The sequence below is a fragment of the Acidovorax sp. GW835-FHT14G06 genome (assembly GCF_058793595.1).
Window position 1 is genome coordinate 149252 of the sequence record NZ_JBXAGA010000006.1, and the last position, 18208, is coordinate 167459.

The 18208-nt window shown below is 66.3% G+C and carries 16 protein-coding genes; 10 read left to right on the top strand and 6 right to left on the bottom strand.

All coding sequences use genetic code 11. The features are described from left to right. Positions 1–13: 13 nt before the first annotated feature. Positions 14–445: a PACE efflux transporter gene (locus tag AC1Q64_RS12255; RefSeq protein WP_291433361.1), complete on the bottom strand. Its 432-nt coding sequence runs from the start codon at positions 443–445 to the stop codon at positions 14–16. Positions 446–550: 105 nt separating this feature from the next. On the opposite strand from AC1Q64_RS12255, the gene AC1Q64_RS12260 reads away from it, so the two are divergent. The 6 genes from AC1Q64_RS12260 (at position 551) to AC1Q64_RS12285 (ending at position 7654) form a co-directional block, all read left to right on the top strand. Further along, on the top strand, positions 551–1492 hold the full coding sequence (locus AC1Q64_RS12260) for a LysR family transcriptional regulator (RefSeq protein WP_492251510.1): 942 nt from the start codon (positions 551–553) through the stop codon (positions 1490–1492). 175 nt (positions 1493–1667) lie between these two features. After that, positions 1668–1790: an AraC family transcriptional regulator gene (locus AC1Q64_RS12265; RefSeq protein ID WP_291433359.1), complete on the top strand. Its 123-nt coding sequence runs from the start codon at positions 1668–1670 to the stop codon at positions 1788–1790. A gap of 52 nt (positions 1791–1842) precedes the next feature. Further along, positions 1843–2742: a PPK2 family polyphosphate kinase gene (locus AC1Q64_RS12270; RefSeq protein ID WP_291433296.1), complete on the top strand. Its 900-nt coding sequence runs from the start codon at positions 1843–1845 to the stop codon at positions 2740–2742. A gap of 147 nt (positions 2743–2889) precedes the next feature. Next, the gene (locus AC1Q64_RS12275) at positions 2890–4197 is read left to right on the top strand and encodes a Glu/Leu/Phe/Val family dehydrogenase (RefSeq protein ID WP_291433294.1); all 1308 of its coding nucleotides are present in this window, start codon (positions 2890–2892) and stop codon (positions 4195–4197) included. Positions 4198–4493: 296 nt separating this feature from the next. Continuing rightward, positions 4494–6182 carry a class I adenylate-forming enzyme family protein gene (locus AC1Q64_RS12280; protein ID WP_492251511.1) on the top strand — a complete coding sequence of 563 codons (1689 nt, stop codon included), beginning with the start codon at positions 4494–4496 and terminating at the stop codon, positions 6180–6182. A gap of 8 nt (positions 6183–6190) precedes the next feature. Then, entirely contained in the window at positions 6191–7654 is a 1464-nt protein-coding gene (locus tag AC1Q64_RS12285; protein ID WP_492251512.1) for an MFS transporter, read from the top strand. A 19-nt stretch (positions 7655–7673) separates the two neighbouring features. On the opposite strand, the gene AC1Q64_RS12290 is transcribed toward AC1Q64_RS12285, so the two are convergent. After that, the gene (locus AC1Q64_RS12290) at positions 7674–8816 is read right to left on the bottom strand and encodes a hypothetical protein (RefSeq protein ID WP_492251513.1); all 1143 of its coding nucleotides are present in this window, start codon (positions 8814–8816) and stop codon (positions 7674–7676) included. 207 nt (positions 8817–9023) lie between these two features. On the opposite strand from AC1Q64_RS12290, the gene AC1Q64_RS12295 reads away from it, so the two are divergent. From AC1Q64_RS12295 to AC1Q64_RS12305, 3 genes are all read left to right on the top strand, one after another. Further along, complete coding sequence (locus AC1Q64_RS12295; protein WP_492251514.1) at positions 9024–9671, top strand: DUF8692 domain-containing protein; 648 nt, start codon at positions 9024–9026, stop codon at positions 9669–9671. 51 nt (positions 9672–9722) lie between these two features. Beyond that, on the top strand, positions 9723–10364 hold the full coding sequence (locus AC1Q64_RS12300; RefSeq protein WP_492251515.1) for a hypothetical protein: 642 nt from the start codon (positions 9723–9725) through the stop codon (positions 10362–10364). Between the two features lie 152 nt (positions 10365–10516). Then, on the top strand, positions 10517–11083 hold the full coding sequence (locus AC1Q64_RS12305; RefSeq protein ID WP_492251516.1) for a hypothetical protein: 567 nt from the start codon (positions 10517–10519) through the stop codon (positions 11081–11083). 15 nt (positions 11084–11098) lie between these two features. Here AC1Q64_RS12305 and AC1Q64_RS12310 read toward each other — a convergent pair whose 3' ends face one another. The 4 genes from AC1Q64_RS12310 to AC1Q64_RS12325 form a co-directional block, all read right to left on the bottom strand. Next, positions 11099–12475, bottom strand: a complete 1377-nt coding sequence (locus AC1Q64_RS12310; RefSeq protein WP_492251517.1) for an SH3 domain-containing protein — start codon at positions 12473–12475, stop codon at positions 11099–11101. Between the two features lie 21 nt (positions 12476–12496). Further along, positions 12497–13936 carry a prephenate-dependent tRNA uridine(34) hydroxylase TrhP gene (gene trhP, locus AC1Q64_RS12315; RefSeq protein ID WP_492251518.1) on the bottom strand — a complete coding sequence of 480 codons (1440 nt, stop codon included), beginning with the start codon at positions 13934–13936 and terminating at the stop codon, positions 12497–12499. A 36-nt stretch (positions 13937–13972) separates the two neighbouring features. After that, positions 13973–14920: a tRNA 2-thiocytidine(32) synthetase TtcA gene (gene ttcA / locus AC1Q64_RS12320; protein WP_291433278.1), complete on the bottom strand. Its 948-nt coding sequence runs from the start codon at positions 14918–14920 to the stop codon at positions 13973–13975. Between the two features lie 177 nt (positions 14921–15097). Further along, on the bottom strand, positions 15098–16162 hold the full coding sequence (locus tag AC1Q64_RS12325) for a homocysteine S-methyltransferase family protein (RefSeq protein ID WP_492251519.1): 1065 nt from the start codon (positions 16160–16162) through the stop codon (positions 15098–15100). A 185-nt stretch (positions 16163–16347) separates the two neighbouring features. Here AC1Q64_RS12325 and recQ point away from each other — a divergent pair, with 185 nt between their 5' ends. After that, complete coding sequence (gene recQ / locus AC1Q64_RS12330; protein ID WP_492251655.1) at positions 16348–18207, top strand: DNA helicase RecQ; 1860 nt, start codon at positions 16348–16350, stop codon at positions 18205–18207. Position 18208 lies beyond the last annotated feature (1 nt).

Sequence of the window (18208 nt, forward strand, 5' to 3'; positions counted from 1 at the left end):
ACGTGCCAGCAGCTTAGGCAGCGGCAGGCTGCGCAGACGCAGGCAGGCCAAATACCCGGTCGAACCCCCAGTTGAAGACAAAGGTGTAGACGAGGAAAAACACGATGAGCGCCAGGTCCATCACGAAGGCCTGCCACAGGGTCACATCAAACCACCAGGCAAACAGCGGCACCAGGGTAAAGACCAGCCCCCCCTCAAACCCCACTGCATGGGCCATGCGGCGCCATACCGTGCGGCCCCGCACGGCCTGGCGGGCCTCCCAGCGCTCGAAAACCCAGTTGAACAGCAGGTTCCACGCCACGGCGATGACCGAGGCCGCAACCGACGCCACACCGGAGTGCGCCGCGCTCTGGCCGGTGAGCACCGCCAGCCCGAAGGTGGCCACCACGATGGCGATCAGCTCGTACAAGGTGACATACAGCACACGGCGGCGAACGCCCTGCAGGCCAGGCGCGGAAGAAGTCGAAGAAACATTCATGGAGCTACTTTATGTGCGTCATGCTGATATATAAAGTCAGCTTATTTCAGATTTACTGATAGATAGACCCCCATGGCCTTTTCGTCCGATAGCGTGCAGGTGTTTCTGGCGGCGCTGGACCACGGCTCGTTCTCGGCCGCCGCGCGGGCCTTGTCGCGTGTGCCGTCGGCGGTGAGCATGACCATTGCGCACCTGGAGGCCGAACTGGATGTACAGCTGTTTGACCGCAGCGGGCGCGAGCCCCGGCCGACCGCAGCCGCCCGCGCGCTGGAGCCCCAGGCCCGGCTGCTGGCGGGGCAACTGCAGCAGCTCAATGCCCAGGCGCTGGCGCTCACGCAGGGGCTGGAGGAGCGGCTGACCCTGGCGATTGCCCCCGAGCTGCTGGCCTCGCGCTGGACGGAGGCGCTGGCGGCACTGGCGCAGGAGCACCCACTGCTGCAGATCGAGGTGCTGGCCGCCCCGCAGGTGGATGCGCTGGCGCTGCTGCACAGCGGCCGCGCACAGCTGGCGCTGGTGTTCGAGCGGCCCAGCATCGATGGGCGCGAAGGTTTTCAGGAAGTGGGCACCGAAACCCTGGTGGCGGTGATGGCGCTGCAGCACCCGGTGCTGGTCGCTGCCCGCAGCGCCGTCCAGGCGCGCGGTGCACCGCCCGAGGACGCCATGCTGCGCGAGGAGCACCTGACCACGACGCGCCAGATCGTGGTGGCCAGCCGCGACCTGGCACAGACCGACCCGCGTTTTGTGTTTGCCCGCCACCACTGGCGCACCGACAACCACCTGGCCGCGTTGGGACTGATCGAGGCCGGCCTGGGCTGGGGCTGGCAGCCGCGCGCGCTGGTGCAGTCGCGCATCGAGGCAGGGAGGCTGGTGGAGATGCCGTTTGAGAACCTGAGCAACGGCACCGCGCTGTGGGTGGATGTGGTGTGGTCCAAGGAGCGACCTCTGGGCCTGGGCGCTGCCCGTTTTGTGGCGCTGATGCGCGACGACCGGGCACTGCAGGCTGACCTGGCGTGATATGGACCATTTCCGGGCGATAGCGCTAGTCGATCATGTCGTCAAAGCTATCAAATTCATAGCATTATCCTCGACCGCTGGCTTCCGATAGTCCCGGCACTTGCCATCTTGTGGTACCCACAGGCGGTGCACCCACCCACCGCGCGCTGCCAGGGCGCGCACCTGGGCACGGGTGGTGGGGCTCAAGCGAATTGCCGAGGACCTGGGCTTTGCCAGCGAGGCCGGACTGCACCGCGCGTTCCGCCTGGTCACGGGACAAACGCCGCGGGCCTACCGCGTGGCGCATGGGGTTCGCTGAGCCACGTTACGCTCAGCGGACCAAACACCGACACCAGCCCAAGGAGCCCTACATGCCCAACAACCTGCCCAGCGTTCAGACCTCCCCCGTTTTTCAGGCCAGCGACAAAGCCCTGGCCGAGCTCTGGGCCCAGTGGCAGCCGGGCCCGCCCCGCCTGCCTGGCCAGGGCGCAGGCAAAGCGCCCACGCTGGACCACTTCAGTCCTGGGGACAAGCCGCTTTCAGCGGGCAACAAGGCCGCTGACAAGGCAGCGGTCGAGGCCTTGGCCACTGAGTTGGATGCGCTGCAGAACCTGTTCTACGCGGACAAGCGCTACAAGCTGCTGGTGGTGCTGCAGGGCACTGACACCTCGGGCAAGGACGGCACCATCCGGGGCGTGTTTGGCCGCATGAGTGCACTGGGCGTGCACGCCGTGGGCTGGAAGGCACCCACCGAGACCGAACTGGCGCACGACTACCTGTGGCGCATTCACCAGCAGATGCCGCAAGCAGGCGACATCACGGTGTTCAACCGCAGCCACTATGAGGATGTGCTGGTGCCGGTGGTCAACGGCTGGATCACGCCCGAACAGCAGCTTCAGCGCCTCGCCCACATCAACGACTTCGAGCGCATGCTCAGCGAAACAGGCACCATCGTGCTGAAATTTCTGCTGCACATCAGCCCCGAGGAGCAACGCGAACGCCTGCAGGAGCGGCTCGACGACCCGGCCAAGCACTGGAAGTTCAGCATGGGAGACATCGAAGTGCGCAAGCAGTGGGCCGACTATCGCAAGGCCTACAACACCCTGTTGGCCGCCACGCACACGCCTTGGGCGCCATGGACCATCGTGCCGGCCGACTCCAAAACCCACCGCAACCTGATGGTGGCCACGCTGCTGCGCGAGGTGCTGCGTAATCTGGATCTGCGCTATCCCACGGGGGACGCTGAGCTCGAGCACTTCACAGTGGAATAGCACTGCGGCGATGCGGCAATGCAGCATTTCCGGGGCTTCGCCAAGTTATGCATTCAATGCATAACCCACAAACACACTGGCCTTGGACAGTGCCTCAGGCGAGGCATAAGCTTCGCAGCCTGAACTGATCCCACAAGGAAATTCACCATGTCGCAACCCGTCGGCGCCCCTGCCGCACAATCCCACCCCGTGCCCTCGTACCTGCAGGCCGACCACCTCGGCCCCTGGGGCAACTACCTGCAGCAGGTGGACCGCGTCACCCCGTACCTGGGCAGCCTGGCGCGTTGGGTGGAAACACTCAAGCGCCCCAAGCGCATCCTGATCGTGGACGTGCCGATTGAGCTGGACAACGGCACCATCGCCCACTACGAAGGCTACCGCGTGCAGCACAACCTGAGCCGTGGCCCCGGCAAGGGTGGCGTGCGCTTCCACCAGGACGTGACGCTGTCCGAAGTGATGGCCCTGTCGGCCTGGATGTCGGTGAAGAACGCGGCGGTGAACGTGCCCTACGGCGGTGCCAAAGGCGGCATCCGCGTGGACCCCAAGAAGCTGTCAATGGGTGAGCTGGAGCGCCTGACGCGCCGCTACACCAGCGAGATCGGCCTGCTGATCGGCCCGTCCAAAGACATTCCTGCGCCTGATGTGAACACCAACGGCCAGATCATGGCCTGGATGATGGACACGTATTCGATGAACACCGGCGCCACCGCCACCGGCGTGGTCACCGGCAAGCCCGTGGACCTGGGCGGCTCGCTAGGCCGTGTCGAGGCCACCGGCCGCGGCGTGTACACCGTGGGCGTGGAAGCCGCCAAGCTGACCGGCCTGGCACTGGACGGTGCCCGCGTGGCCGTGCAGGGCTTTGGCAATGTGGGTGGCATTGCCGCCAAGCTGTTTGCCGAAGCGGGTGCCAAGGTGGTGGCTGTGCAAGACCACACCGGCACCATCTTCAACAGCAAGGGCGTGGATGTGCCCGCGCTGCTGGCGCATGTGAAGACCCGTGGTGGCGTGGGCGGCTTTGCCGGCGCCGATGTGATGAAGGCTGAAGAGTTCTGGGGCGTGGACTGCGAGATCCTGATCCCTGCCGCCCTCGAAGGCCAGATCACCAAGGACAACGCGGGCCAGATCAAGGCCAAGCTCGTGATCGAAGGCGCCAACGGCCCCACGACCACCGAGGCCGACGACATCCTGCACGACAAGGGCGTGCTGGTGCTGCCCGACGTGATCGCCAACGCCGGCGGCGTGACGGTGAGCTACTTTGAATGGGTACAGGATTTTTCCAGCTTCTTCTGGAGCGAAGACGAGATCAACGCCCGCCTGGTGCGCATCATGCAGGAGGCCTTTGCGGGCATCTGGCAAGTGGCGCAAGAGCACAAGGTGAGCCTGCGCACCGCCACCTTCATCGTGGCCTGCCAGCGCATCCTGCACGCCCGCGAAATGCGCGGCCTGTATCCATAAGCCCTCGCCCGCCCCAACCGGCCCGCCCCTTACCCGGGGCAGGCCGCCACACCACCGCCAGCCGCTGCGATCCAGCCCTGGCGGTTTTTATTTGCCCAGGCCTTGCGCAGCCACCGTGGCTGTTGCGCCGTGGCGACGCTGCAAGCGCGCGCAACGGCCGTTCAAGGCCCCAGAACGACCGCGCAGCCGCCGCAGAAACCAAAAGATACGCACACATACAAATGGTGATCTTTCCCCCGGACCTTGCGTGAAAAACTGCCTGGACTTCGCACTCACGCCGTCTTCGGGAGATTCTGGTGGCCCTTCCATCCCTGCGCAGCCTGCTGGCGCGCTTTCTGCTCAGCCGCCTGCGCACCGCGCGCTCCGTGGCCCGTCTGGCGTACCGCCTGCACCCCCATAAACCCGCGCTCATCGACCGGCGCGGCACCCTCACCTACGCGCAGCTGCAGGATCGCGTGTACCGCCTGCAAGCCTGGATGCAGGCCCAGGGCGTAAAAAAAGGGGATGTGGTCTTCACCTGGCTGCCCGAGACCGGTGAGCAGTACGAAACCCGGCTGGCCACCTTCGAGAACGGCACCATCTTTGCCAGCTTCCACAAGCACCTGCCGGCCGAGGCAGCGCTCACGACCATGGGCCGCGTCAAGCCCGCCGTCTTCATCCATGACCCGCTGCTGAGCGCGCCCATCGTGCAGGCCGTGCGCGAGCAGCTGCCCGGCCTGCGCATGCTGGCGCTGGGGGATGAATACGAGCGCGCACTGGCGCAGCAGACCCCGTCCGCTGGTGCGACCGATGTGCACGAGGACGATGTATTTGCGCTGCACATGACCTCAGGCACCACGGGCCTGCCCAAGTCTATTGGCTACAGCAACCGCAAGTACCTGGACAGCGTGCGCCTGATCTCGCGCGCCATCGACTTCAAGCCGCCAGCGAACGGGCCGGACGTGAACATGCTGGGCCTGCCGCTCACCGGCCCGGGCTCGGGCCTGGTGCTGCCCACGCTGCTGGCGGGCGCGGCGCTGGTGATGCCCGAGGACTTCCGCGCCACCACGCTGGCCGGGCTGATCCAGAAGCACCGCGTGTCGCGCGCTTTCCTGTCGCCCTCGGCCATCATCGACCTGCTGGACGAGCCCACGCTGGGCCAGTACGACCTGTCGTCCCTGACCCATGTGCCCTACGGCTCGGAGATGATGCCCGCGCCCAAGATCGCCGAGGCCATCCGCCGCTTCGGCCCCATCTTCCAGCAGGGCTACGGCTGCCTGGAGGCCCTGCCCCCCATCACCTGGTTGCTGCCCCACGAGCATGTGGACGCGCAAGGCAACCCGCTGGGCAACGACATCCTCTCCACCGTGGGCCGGGTGATGCCGGGCGTGGACGTAGTCATCCGCGACGAGCAGTTTGCGCCGCTGCCGCTGGGACAGATGGGCCTGATCACCGTGCAGACACCGGTGCGGTTTGATGGCTACTGGCTGGACCCCGAAAAGACCAGCGAAACCCTGCGCGACGGCTGGGTGGTGATGGGGGACCTGGGCTATTTCGACGCCGCCGGCTATCTGCATGTGCTGGGTCGCAGCGCCGACCGCGTAGTGCGCCACGGCCAAGCACTCAACCCGCGCGAGATCGAGGAAGTGGCGCACTGCCACCCTGCCGTCAAGGAAGCCTGCCTGGTGCAGCACGGCGCCGCCGCCGTGCTGGTAGCCAGCCTGCGGCAAAGCTGGCGCAATGACCGGGGCACCCAGGCCCTGGAGCACGACCTGGCGGAGTTTCTGGTGCAACACCTGCCGCCTGAGATGCAGCCCGACGATGTGCGCCTGGTCACAGAGATTCCGCGCAGCTTCCTCAACAAGATGCTGCGGCGCGAGGTGCGCCTGATGCTGGAGGCCATGCCGCCGCGCAGCAGCGCGGCGCACACGGCGCGCGCAGAGCCTGTGGCGGGCTCGATGGCGACTGCTCCCCAGGCCGAAGCAATGGCATCCGCACACCCATGACAGCCCCCATGAACATACAGCCCGCTCCGCTCAGCCTGGGCACCAAGCTCGGCTACGCCGTGGGCAATGTCGGCCTGCAGATGCTGATTGCAGCCATGAGCTTCCTGCTCATGATCTTCTATACCGATGTGGCCCTGGTGCCTCCGGCCGTGGCCGGTGCAGCGCTGCTGGTGGGCAAGGTGTGGGACACCATCAACGACCCGCTGTTTGGCTGGCTGACCGACCGCACGCGCTCGCGCCACGGTCGCCACCGCGTGTACCTGATCTACGGCGCCCTGCCCCTGGCGGTGGTGGCTGCCGCCGTGTGGATGGTGCCGCCAGGCCTGAGCCCCTGGGCAGCGTTTGTGTGGATTGCCGTCACTTACACCTTGTTCGACACCGTGATGACGCTGGTGCAGCTGCCCTACCAGGCCATGGCCGCCAACATGACACAGGACTACGACGAGCGCACCAGCCTCACGGCTTTTGCATCCATGGGTGCCCTGCTGGGGTTTTTTGCGGGCAGCGTGTTCATGCCTCTGCTGGTGCGGGCCGCGCCGGATGCACGCACGGGCTACGCACTGGCAGGCGCCTGTTTCGGGCTGGCCGCCGGGGTGGCCGTGGCGGTAGTGGCCTGGCGCGTGCGCGAGCCCGCCACCACCGTCAACGCACCGCCCGCAGCCACCGCAGCGGCAGAACCCGGCTGGGTGTCGGTGCGCAGCACCCTGCTGGCCACGCTGCGCAACCGCCCGTTTGTGATGCTGGTGAGCGCTGCGGGTCTGGTCCGGCTGGGCCTCACGCTGGTGCAGGCCTCGCTCGCATATTTCGTCATCTACCAGCTGCAGGGCGACAAGGGCGATCTGCCACGCATCATGGGCATCCTGCTCGCGGTGGTGGGCGTGTCACTGTTCGTCTGGAAGCGTGTGGTGGACCGCTGGGAGAAAAACCGGGCCTACATCCTCGGGCTGGTGCTCTGCTGCGCAGGGCTGGTGGCGCTGTACTGGGTGGGCCCAGGCCAGCAGGCCCTGGTGACGGGCATCCTGGTGGTGGTGGGCATTGGCATGGGCGCGCACTGGATCGTGCCGTTTGCCATGGTGCCCGACACCATCGACCACGGCCATATGCAGGCGGGCGAGCGCCAGACCGGCATGTACTACGGCCTGTATGGACTGGTCGACAAGCTCGCGCGCACCCTGGCCACGGTGCTGGTGGCCGGTATGCTGGAGCTGACCGGGTATGTGCCCAACGTGGCCCAGTCTGCCCAGGCGCTGCAGGGCATCACAGCCATGACGGGGCTGCTGCCGGCGCTGTGCCTGGTGCTGGCGATTCCACTGCTGATGGCCTACCCCATCACCCGCGCCCGCCATGCGGCCATGGTGCACGGCGTGGGCGCAGCAGCCCCTGCCCACCAGAGCGAACACACCCACCGCCCTGCGTGGGAACCGTCACGCACCCTGCCCGGTGGAGGGCACGACTTCGCACACAGCCGTTAGAGAGCCTGAGGGCGCGCCCTCAGGCAGACGGCGAAGGCCCCACCGGCCCGGGTGGCAACACGCCACGCAGCGCCAGACAGAAAGGCTGCGCACACTCTGCGCGGGCTGCATACGGGCAACCCACGGTCTCGCACAGGCCAGATGCCCCATTGCGCGCACGCTCGTCCTCGCGCGGCACCTGCCCGCTGGCCTGCAGCACGGCCATCTGGGTCCAAGGGTCCAGGCGGCCCGTGGTCTGCTGCAGCATGTCGCGCCCGTACACGGTGGTGGCCAGCTGCGGCTGCAGGTCCAGCACCAGCAGCGCGCTGGTACGCGGCGCGGCGGCATCCATGCCCTGCAACACCAAGGCCATCACCCCCGATTGCAGCGCCTGCCCGCCCCCGGCAAAAGGCACCTGCAGCGCGCCCGCAACGCTGGCACCGGCGCCCGTCTGCGCTGCCGATACGCTGGCTGCTGCAGGTGAGGCCTGTGCCGCCAGCCACGGCACCGGCGCGCGCAGGGTGAGCGCCAGCCCGCGCGGCCCCTCGGGTGTTGCCACCACGCCCTGGCGCACCAGCCAGGTCTGCAAGGGCGGCTGTTCGGCATCCAGCGCCCCACTCTCCAGCGCCTGGGCCATGCCCATGGGCCAGGGCTGCGCGGCCACCACGCGCTGCGGCACCCCGGCCTGGGCCGTGACCTCTGCCACCAGAGCACTCACCATGCGCAGCAGCGGCGTGCTGAGGCCGGACGCGGGCCAGGCTGCGCCACTTGTGGCGGAGGCTGCGGACGCCGCCACATGGCCAAACGTACCCGGGGTTGCGCCACGGGGCAGCGCCGATGCCCCCGGGGACGCAGCCTGCGCGGCGCCCTCGCCCCTGGCGCCCTGCAAGCGGCGATCGGCCCCGCCCGCCCTGCGCGGGTCAAAGCCCGCCGCCAACTGTTCGCGCGCCTGGGGCGAGATGCTGGCCTGGTCCGCCGGTGTAGGCAGCGGCCCGCCGGGCGGGCTGGGTGATGTGACCGATGGCGGCGGCGCGCTGGGGTCTGCGGCAGGTAAGGGTGCCGGTGCAGCGGGTTTGGGTTTGTCCAGCCCCAGCAACGCCGTCTGCCGCTGCAGGGCCGCCTCGGCCAAGAACTGGGCCACCGGCGGCAGTGCCGTGCGGGACGGATCGATCGGGAAGGTCATGCCGGGCTGCCTGGGTAATGGATGTCCGATTCTGTAGCGATTCTTACGGCGTGAACAGGCCATGGTATGGGCTGGCTTGCCACGCGCCTCAGCTATCAACTACATAGCAAAAGGTGCAATAAAGTCCAGCGCTACCGGCGCTTTTTGCCCACAATCCGGTTCCACTGCCCGCCGCGTTGCCTCTCAGCGCGCAGCCACCTCCCCGCCATGCACCCGCACACCACCGCCCGCTCGCGCCTTGTTGATCGCCACCCCATGCCCCACACCGGGGTTGCGCCAGCCCTGCTGACGGCCGTCCTGGGCTTCCTGCTGTTCAGCGGGTGGATGTATGCGCCGCAATGGGAGCGAGCCTTCCGCTCGGACGGCTCGCCGGTGTCGTGGCTGTCGAGTGCTCTGCTGCTGGCGCTCAGCATCACGGCCCTGCGGATGGTGGGGGACCGCGCCTTGCCCCGGCGGCTGGGTGCCTGGCTGGCGCTTGCGTTTTTTGTACTGGCGCTGGACGAGCAGTTCATGCTGCACGAGCTGTGGAAGTTCCGCTGCCATGAATGGACGGACGCCTGCCGCTGGGCCCCCGTGCGCGAAGCCCCCATGCTCGCCGTGGCGGTGGTGGGCCTGCTCACCATGGCTTGGCTGCACCACGCCTTGTGGCACCCCGGCACCCGCGCGCTGCTGTGGGCGGGCCTGGCGGTGGGCTGGCTGGCGATAGGTGTGGACCAATGGCCCGAAGTGCAAGCGCACTGGTCCCGCCTGCCCGAGCTGCCCGCCCTGCTGGGCACGCTGGAAGAAGGGCTGGAAGTGGTGGCCGAGGCGCTGGTGCTGGGGGCGCTGTTGCGACAGCCAAGCCGCCAAGATTGACACACCATGCCTGCGACGCAGCTACGATTCAGCGCCAACAAGAGGTATTCCATGCCACGCGTTCACAACATCCTGGCCTTCGCCGTCGTCCTGGCCGCAGCCACCAATTGCGCACTCGCCCAAACCCCGGCCTTTGCCCACCCCGATGCAGCGATCGCAGCCCTGTTTCCACAGCGGACGTTCGTGGAGTGGACTTCCACCACCGGCGACTGGAACGGTGACGGCGTGCCAGACATCGCCTTGCTTCTCAATGAAGTCAATGGCCCCTCGGACCGGCCCATGGAAATCCGCCTGGTGGTTCTGGCAGGCAAGCCGGGCGGCCAGTACGCGCCACTGTCTGCCTCTGCCGGTTACTGCCGGGCCCAGAAGTTCTTCAACCTGGAGGCCAAGGGCACATCGCTGTTTGTCACTGCGGTGGACAAGGCAGAAGACAACGCGTCGGGCCACACCACACTGCAGTTCCGTTTCAACCCACAGCGCGGCGACTTTGAGCTGATCGGCAAGGAGACCGTCTGGACCTCTGGCAAGGAAGGTGGCCGCAGCAGCGTCAACTACCTGAGCGGCAAGTTCATCACTTCTGAACGGGTCAAGGGACGGCTCAAGACCAGCCAGGAAAAGCGCTTTGCGGTACCTGCGCTGGCGGTGTTGAAGGGGTTTGACTGTGATGTCTACGATGACGGGGGGACGCCTTGAGGCGTGACTGCTATGCGGGTTTCGCAGAATTTTTATACTTGGAAGGTCAAAAAGGCCCCCGCTCGCAAGCCTTTGCTGTAAACCACTTTCCGGAGAAATCAGTGTCCCCAATATCCCGCACGGTCACGTTGAGCGTCAGGGGAGCCCCGCTGATGAAACTCAAGACCCTGGTGCTACTTGCGCCCCTGCTTCTAGGTGTCGGGGCGGGCTACGCCTCCGAGGTCAGTAGCAAGCGGTACGACCAAACGTTTGTCTACTGCCGTGATGTGGATGGGTACTTGGTGACACCACCGGAATGGAAGCAACCTCAGGCTCCGCAAGAGATATCGGCAAGCAACAGCTTTTCACCGCTCCCCGATGCCCTGCTGCGGCAACTCAAGGTCAAAGGGAATGTGCTGACTCCCGCCGCCATCAAAAAGCTGGAGCTGACGGTGGACGCACTCAGTCTTCCCCAGCACGGCAACATCAGGGACCTCACGCCCCCCGATAAGCAGTATGAGACCCACATTGCTGGTGGGAAGACGGCACCCCTCCCCCTCGGAACCACGTCCTACCACTACACCTTCATGCCCCACCTCGGGTATCTGGGGAAAGACCAAGCGGCGTACGAAGTCCGAGCAAACGGAAAGCGCTACAAGGTGGTCGTCCACTTTTTGGTCGTGACTGCGGTCAGAGAACGTGGCCCGTCACAGTGCAGCGCCGAAAAGTTCAACGACTGACGCCCCATCACGCCTTCACGTGCACTCCTGGTCCACCCAATACCCCGCCGGAAACCACTGGCCGTTGATATTGAGGTACCAGCGCCATTCAAAGATGGGCTCAAAGCTCATGCCGCCCGGCGATGGCGTGTCGATGCGCAGGATGTCCGCTACGCCGTCGCGGTCCAGGTCGATCTCGTGCACCGTCACCGCTGTTTTCTTGCGCTCGGGCTGGGGCCGGTAGGGCGGGTCGGCGGGCATCATCCAGCTGGTGGCATAGCGCCTGGAGCGCACCTTCACCGCATCGGGCGGCAGCCTGCCGGGCACCACCAGGCGCACCAGCACGTCGGCCGACTCTGACACCTTGGCATAGCCGCGCACGGCAGTGGTCTCATCGTTTCGCGGGTCGTCAAAGCCCTTGCCCGGGTAGTGGCCGCCGCAATAGTGGTCTGCATTGCTGATGTCCCAATACCGCCGCTCCATGGTGCGGGCGCCCACCAGGCCCTGGTGCGTGATCGCGTACAGCGTGAGCGCCGGGGCAAAGGCCAGATCGGCACCGCCCACGTCCCAGAAGCCGGTCACGAACTCGATCTCGGGTCCGCTGTGGCGGTTGAAGCTGCCATAGGGCACAGCGGTGGGCTCCACGGCAATGCGGCTGCTCGCCACGGCCGCGATGCCGTCGGCCTCGGTCTCGTGCAGCAGGGCCACGCTGGTGTGGCTGCGGAAGTACGACGGAGCAATGGCAGGCAGCGTGGGGGCGGATGCCAGGGGCGCCACGGCCGGGATATGGTCCACGGCGCGGGTGGCCAGCTTCAAGTTGTCCAGCGGGTTGACGGGGCGGCCCCGGTCGATCTCCTGCTCGGGCCGCAGCAACACGCCGCCGCGCATGAGCTTTTTGGCAGCCTCCCATTCGGGGCGCAGGGGGTACTGCACGGGCATCCGGGGCGTGTGGCTTTTCGCCAGCGCGGGCAGCTGCAAGGCAGCCGGGCGCGGCAGGGCGTTGCCATAGGCCCGCATGCGGTTGGCGGACGGCGCCACCCAGAAGGCGCGGGCGGCGTCCTTGCCCGCCTGGGCCAGGGTCAGGGGCTGGTCGGCCAGCAGGTTGCAGGCCACATGGGCTTGCAGGGGCTCAGGCAAAGGCGGGCCCAGGCGCGCATCGCCCGTGTAGAGAACGGCGCACCAGCCGTCGCGCTCGGAGAGCTGTTGCAGCACGGTGTTGGCGGGCACCTGGGCCACGATGCGGGCCTGCGACTGGGCAGCATCGCGCAGGTTGACCCAGGAGCCCTGCACATAACGCTGCTTGGCTGGCGCCACAGCCGGCGTCTGGGCATTGGCCGGGCCTACGAGAACTGCGCCCAGCAAAGCAGCCATGGTCCAGTGGCGAGGCCGTGTGGCGTGCACCAAGGTCTTCATGCTCCAGCCCCTGCGAGAGAGTTACACCGCCAATGCAGGCTCTGCCGCTGCAGCAGGCGGTTGCGATTCAATCACCCGCGCCAGCAGCGCGCCGCTGAAGCGCGCGGGCAGCGGGATCCACACGCGCACCGGGCTGCCCTGCGCGACCTGTACAGGCTGGCCTTCCACATTGCGCATTTCCTGCAGGCGCACGGTGATGTTGCCGCTGGGGTGCACCACCTCAACCAGGTCGCCCACAGCAAAGTGGTTCTTGGTTTCCACCTGCACCCAGTCGCCTGACAGCCCCACCTCGGCCTGGCCTACAGCACTTAGCACCTCGCCCACGAACTGGCTGCGCTGCGTGGCCGAATGGCCGTTGATGTAGTTTTGGTAGTCGTTGCTCGGGCGGCGCTCCAGCAGGCCGCCGGTGTAGCCACGGTTGGACAGGCCTTCCAGCTCGATCAGCAGCTCGGGGTTGAAGGGGCGGCCCGCCACGGCGTCGTCAATCGCGCGGCGGTACACCTGGGCGGTGCGGGCCACGTAGTACAGGCTCTTGGTGCGGCCTTCGATCTTGAGCGAATCCACGCCGATCTGCGCCAGGCGGGCCACGTGCTCCACCGCGCGCAGGTCCTTGCTGTTCATGATGTAGGTGCCGTGTTCGTCTTCCATGATGGGCATCATCTGCCCGGGGCGGCCCGCCTCTTCGATCAGGTAGACCTTGTCGGCCTTGGGGTGGCGCTCGCCGTTGCCGGTGGTCGATGTGAAGGCCTGCTCGGCCTTCTGCTGCGCGGCCTCGAAGTTGAAGTCGCCTTCCATTTTTTGCGCAATGGCTTCACCCGTTGTGGGGTCGATGTCGGCGGCGTGCGTGGCGTAGTTCCAGCGGCAGGCATTGGTGCAGGTGCCCTGGTTGGGGTCGCGGTGGTTGAAGTAGCCGCTGAGCAAACAGCGGCCCGAGTACGCAATGCACAGCGCGCCGTGCACGAACACTTCCAGCTCCATGTCAGGGCATTCCTGGCGGATTTTCTCGATCTCGTCCAGGCTGAGTTCGCGCGAGAGGATGACGCGCTCCACGCCCATCTTTTGCCAGAACTTCACGGCCGCCCAGTTGGTGGTGTTGGCCTGCACCGAGAGGTGCACCACCTGCTCGGGCCACTTCTCCTTGACCATCATGATCAGGCCCGCGTCGGCCATGATGAGGGCGTCGGGTTGGCAGTCGATCACGGGCTCGATGTCGCGCAGGTAGGTGCGGATCTTGTCGTTGTGCGCAATCAGGTTGCTGGTCACAAAGAACTTCTTGCCGCGTGCGTGGGCCTCGTCAATGCCTTGCTTGATCTGCTCCATGCGGAACTCGTTGTTGCGCGCGCGCAGGCTGTAGCGCGGCTGGCCTGCGTACACGGCGTCGGCGCCAAAGTCGTAGGCGGCGCGCATCTTGTCGAGCGAGCCGGCGGGCAGGAGCAGTTCGGGGGCTTTGAGCGTGGTCATGGGGTGGCCCAATCTAAAAATCGTCGGGGGTCGGGTTCAGCGGGGCATCAGGGGCAGGCCCGCGAGCATGCCCACGGCCTGCGCAGGCAGTTCTTCGGCGTCAAAGGCCTTGTCACCATCGGCGTCGGCCACGCCGTTGGGTACCAACCCCTTGAAGTCGAACTGGCGCGGGTCCATGAAGTGCGAGGGCACCAGGTTGCGCAGCGCCACGGCCATGTTTTCGATGCGGCCGGGGTAGAGCTGCTGCCAGTCGCGCAGCATCTGGCCGATCTGCTTGCGCTGCAGGTTCTCCTGGCTGCCGCAGAGCGTGCAGGGGATGATGGGGAATTTGCGGTGCTCGGCCCAGCGGGTGAGGTCGTCCTCGGCCACATAGGCCAGCGGGCGGATGATGAGGTGGTCACCCCTGTCGCTCTGCACCTTGGGCGGCATGCCCTTGAGCTTGCCACCGAAGAACATGTTCAAAAAGAACGTCTGCAGCATGTCGTCACGGTGGTGGCCGAGCGCTATTTTTGTGCAGCCCAGCTCGTCGGCCACGCGGTACAGGATGCCCCGGCGCAGGCGGCTGCAGAGGCTGCACATGGTCTTGCCTTCGGGGATATGCTCCTTGACGACGCTGTAGGTGTCCTGCGTTTCGATGTGGAAGGGCACGCCCACTTTCGTCAGATATTCGGGCAGCACATGGGCCGGAAAGCCCGGCTGCTTCTGGTCGAGGTTGACGGCGATCAGCTCGAACTTGTGGCCGTTGCGCTGCTGCAGCATGCGCAGCACGTCGAGCATGGCGTAGCTGTCTTTGCCGCCCGACACGCACACCATGACCTTGTCGCCGTCTTCAATGAGGCCAAAGTCTGTGATGGCCTGCGCTACTTGGCGCACCAAGCGCTTTTCGAGCTTGAGCGCGGCGTGGGCGGCGGCCTTTGCGGCCACTGCGGGTGCGTCGTCGCCTTCAACGGTTGATTGAGCGGGCGGGGTGGCGGTATCAAGCATGGGGTGGGCAGACCAGGGGGCGGTATCGGGGAGGCGCAATGGTGGGGGATTGCAAGGTTGCCGCACCGGGCGCCACCCTGCAATGGGCTGCCGCACTGCGCTGGTACGGCATTGACTACTATTTCTATAGCTGTTGGCGCTTATGGAATAAGCGCCAACAGCCCATTTCACTCACATTCAGGCTTCGGCAGGGTAGAACATCTTGCGCGTAGGCACGCTTTCCACAGCCTTGGCGATGGCGCCAATGTGGTCCGGCGTGGTGCCGCAGCAGCCGCCCAGAATGTTGACCAGCCCCTCGGCCGCGAACTCATGCACCAGGCGGCTGGTGATCTCGGGGGTCTCGTCAAAGCCGGTGTCGCTCATGGGGTTGGGCAGGCCGGCGTTGGGGTAGCAGCTGATGAAGGTGTCCTCGGCCACGCGGTTGAGCTCCTGGATGTAGGGGCGCATCAGCGTGGCGCCCAGCGCGCAGTTCAGGCCAATGGCCAGCGGGCGGGAATGGCGCACGCTGTGCCAGAAAGCCGTGACCGTCTGGCCCGAGAGGATACGGCCCGAGGCGTCAGTGACGGTGCCGCTGATGATGAGGGGCAGGCGCTCGCCGCTCTTTTCAAAGAACTCGTCAATCGCGAACAGCGCCGCCTTGGCGTTCAGCGTGTCGAAGATGGTCTCGACCAGCAGCACGTCGGCGCCGCCTTCGACCAGTGCCTCGACTTGCTCGTAGTACGCCGCGCGCAGTTGCTCAAAGTCGATGTTGCGCGCACCGGGGTCGTTCACGTCGGGGCTGATACTGGCCGTCTTGGGCGTGGGGCCGAGGGCGCCTGCGACAAAGCGGGGCTTGTCGGGCGTGCTGTACTTGTCGCAGGCGGCGCGGGCCAGCTGGGCGGACTTGAGGTTCATCTCGCGCGCCAGTTCGGCCATCTTGTAGTCCTCCTGCGCGATGGTCGTTGCACCGAAGGTGTTGGTCTCGATGAGGTCGGCGCCTGCGGCCAGGTAGCGCTCGTGGATGTCGCGGATCACGTCCGGGCGTGTGATGCTCAGCAACTCGTTGTTGCCCTTCACGTCACGCGGGAAGTCCTTGAACCGGTCGCCCGCCCCATCCGGGCCGTTGTAGCCTTCGCCCCGGTACTGCGCCTCACCCAGCTTGAAGCGCTGGATCATGGTGCCCATGGCGCCGTCGAGGATGACGATGCGTTGGGCGAGGATGTCGGGCAGTTGCGCGGCGCGCGTGTAGTGGAGGGCTTGCATAGCCCGCTATTGTAGAAAGCCAGCCCCTCGCCCTCTTGCAGCGCACAATATGCGCCTGCCGCGCACGGGGCCAAGCCCGGGCGCGCCCAAAAATTTTGGCCCTATCGGCACCAAGCGCTTGTTTTGTATGCGCTGGCAGCTATCAATTTCAGAGTATCCGCTTGTCCTCTCGCCTGTCTCCCGCGCTGTCCCCTGCCCATTCCGTTTTGCAGGACGTTTTTGGCTACGAGCAGTTTCGCGGCCCGCAGCAGGCCATTGTTGAGCATGTGATCGCTGGCGGCGACGCCCTGGTACTCATGCCCACGGGCGGGGGCAAGTCGCTGTGCTACCAGGTGCCGGCCATCGTGCGCCAGCAGCAGGGGCGCGGGGTAACCATCGTGATCTCGCCGCTGATCGCGCTGATGCACGACCAGGTGGGCGCGCTGCACGAGGCGGGGGTGGATGCGGCGTTTCTCAACTCCACGCTGAGTTTTGACGAGGCGCAGGATGTGGAGCTGCGCCTGCAGACGGGTGATATCACCCTGCTGTACGCCGCGCCCGAGCGGCTGAACACGCCGCGTTTTCTGGGCCTGCTCGACAGCCTGTACGAAGGCGGCCACCTCTCGCTGTTTGCCATTGACGAGGCGCATTGCGTGAGCCAGTGGGGCCACGATTTCCGCCCCGAGTACCGCGCACTCACCGTGCTGCACGAGCGGTATGCGGGGGTGCCGCGCATTGCGCTCACCGCCACGGCCGACGACCTCACACGGGCCGACATCATCGAGCGCCTGCAGCTCGAAGACGCGCGCCTGTTCATCAGCAGCTTTGACCGGCCCAACATCCGCTACACGATTGTCGAGAAGAAGGACGCCACCACCCAGCTGCTGCGCTTCATCGAACGCGAGCATGCGGGCGAGGCCGGCGTGGTGTATTGCCAGTCCAGGAAGCGCGTGGAAGAGCTGGCCGCCACGCTGAGCGACGCGGGCATCACCGCCCTGCCTTACCACGCGGGGCTGGACACGAAAGTGCGCCAGAAGAACCAGGACCGCTTCCTGCGCGAGGAAGGCATCGTGATGGTGGCCACCATTGCGTTCGGCATGGGCATCGACAAGCCCGATGTGCGTTTTGTGGCCCACGTGGACATGCCCAAGAACATCGAGGGCTACTACCAGGAAACGGGCCGTGCAGGCCGCGACGGGCTGAACGCCGACGCCTGGATGGCCTATGGCCTGAACGACGTGGTCAACCAGCGCCGCATGATCGACGAGAGCCCGGCGGGCGAAGAGTTCAAGCAGGCGCTGCGCGGCAAGCTCGATGCGCTGCTGGCGCTGGCCGAAGCCACCGACTGCCGCCGCGTGCGGCTGCTGGCCTACTTTGGCGAGCAGTCCACGCCCTGTGGCAACTGCGACAACTGCCTGAACCCACCGGCGGTGTGGGACGCCACGGATGCGGCGCGCAAGCTGCTGTCCACCATCTACCGCGTGAACCAGGCCAGCGGCATCAGCTTTGGCACGGGGCACATCATGGACATCTTGCGCGGCAAGAAAACAGAGAAGGTGGCGCAGTTCGGGCACGAAAAAATCTCCACCTTCGGCATTGGTGCGGACCTGACAGAGCCCCAGCTGCGCGGCGTGCTGCGCCAGCTGATCGCCACCGGCGCGTTAGGCTTACAGAAGGTGATGCTGGACAGCGGCCACAGCTTTGACACGCTGTGCCTCACCGAGGGCTCGCGCGCGGTGCTCAAGGGCGAGGTGCCGGTGCAGCTGCGCGAATCGGTGTCGTCCGCCCCCGCCAAGCGCACGCGCAAAGGCAGTGCCCCCCCGGCCGCCGCTGCCAACCTGGGACCCGATGCACAGGTGCGCTTCATCAACCTCAAGGCCTGGCGCGCCGAGGTGGCACGCGAGCACAACCTGCCCGCGTATGTGATCTTTCATGACGCCACGCTGGCAGCCATTGCCGAGCGCAACCCCACATCGCTGGACGACCTGCAGGGCATCAGCGGGATGGGGGCGAAGAAGCTGGAGGCGTATGGCACCGAGGTGCTGAGGGTCAGCCAGCAGGGCTGAC

Bases quoted from the DNA above. Each gene is read 5' to 3' on its own strand.
- ttcA (WP_291433278.1), bottom strand. From the start codon at position 14,920: ATGCTTGATACCGCCACCCCGCCCGCTCAATCAACCGTTGAAGGCGAC.
- AC1Q64_RS12270 (WP_291433296.1), top strand. From the start codon at position 1,843: ATGCCCAACAACCTGCCCAGCGTTCAGACCTCCCCCGTTTTTCAGGCC.
- AC1Q64_RS12285 (WP_492251512.1), top strand. From the start codon at position 6,191: ATGAACATACAGCCCGCTCCGCTCAGCCTGGGCACCAAGCTCGGCTAC.
- AC1Q64_RS12305 (WP_492251516.1), top strand. From the start codon at position 10,517: ATGAAACTCAAGACCCTGGTGCTACTTGCGCCCCTGCTTCTAGGTGTC.
- AC1Q64_RS12300 (WP_492251515.1), top strand. From the start codon at position 9,723: ATGCCACGCGTTCACAACATCCTGGCCTTCGCCGTCGTCCTGGCCGCA.
- trhP (WP_492251518.1), bottom strand. From the start codon at position 13,936: ATGACCACGCTCAAAGCCCCCGAACTGCTCCTGCCCGCCGGCTCGCTC.
- AC1Q64_RS12290 (WP_492251513.1), bottom strand. From the start codon at position 8,816: ATGACCTTCCCGATCGATCCGTCCCGCACGGCACTGCCGCCGGTGGCC.
- AC1Q64_RS12310 (WP_492251517.1), bottom strand. From the start codon at position 12,475: ATGAAGACCTTGGTGCACGCCACACGGCCTCGCCACTGGACCATGGCT.
- AC1Q64_RS12260 (WP_492251510.1), top strand. From the start codon at position 551: ATGGCCTTTTCGTCCGATAGCGTGCAGGTGTTTCTGGCGGCGCTGGAC.
- AC1Q64_RS12325 (WP_492251519.1), bottom strand. From the start codon at position 16,162: ATGCAAGCCCTCCACTACACGCGCGCCGCGCAACTGCCCGACATCCTC.
- AC1Q64_RS12295 (WP_492251514.1), top strand. From the start codon at position 9,024: ATGCACCCGCACACCACCGCCCGCTCGCGCCTTGTTGATCGCCACCCC.
- AC1Q64_RS12275 (WP_291433294.1), top strand. From the start codon at position 2,890: ATGTCGCAACCCGTCGGCGCCCCTGCCGCACAATCCCACCCCGTGCCC.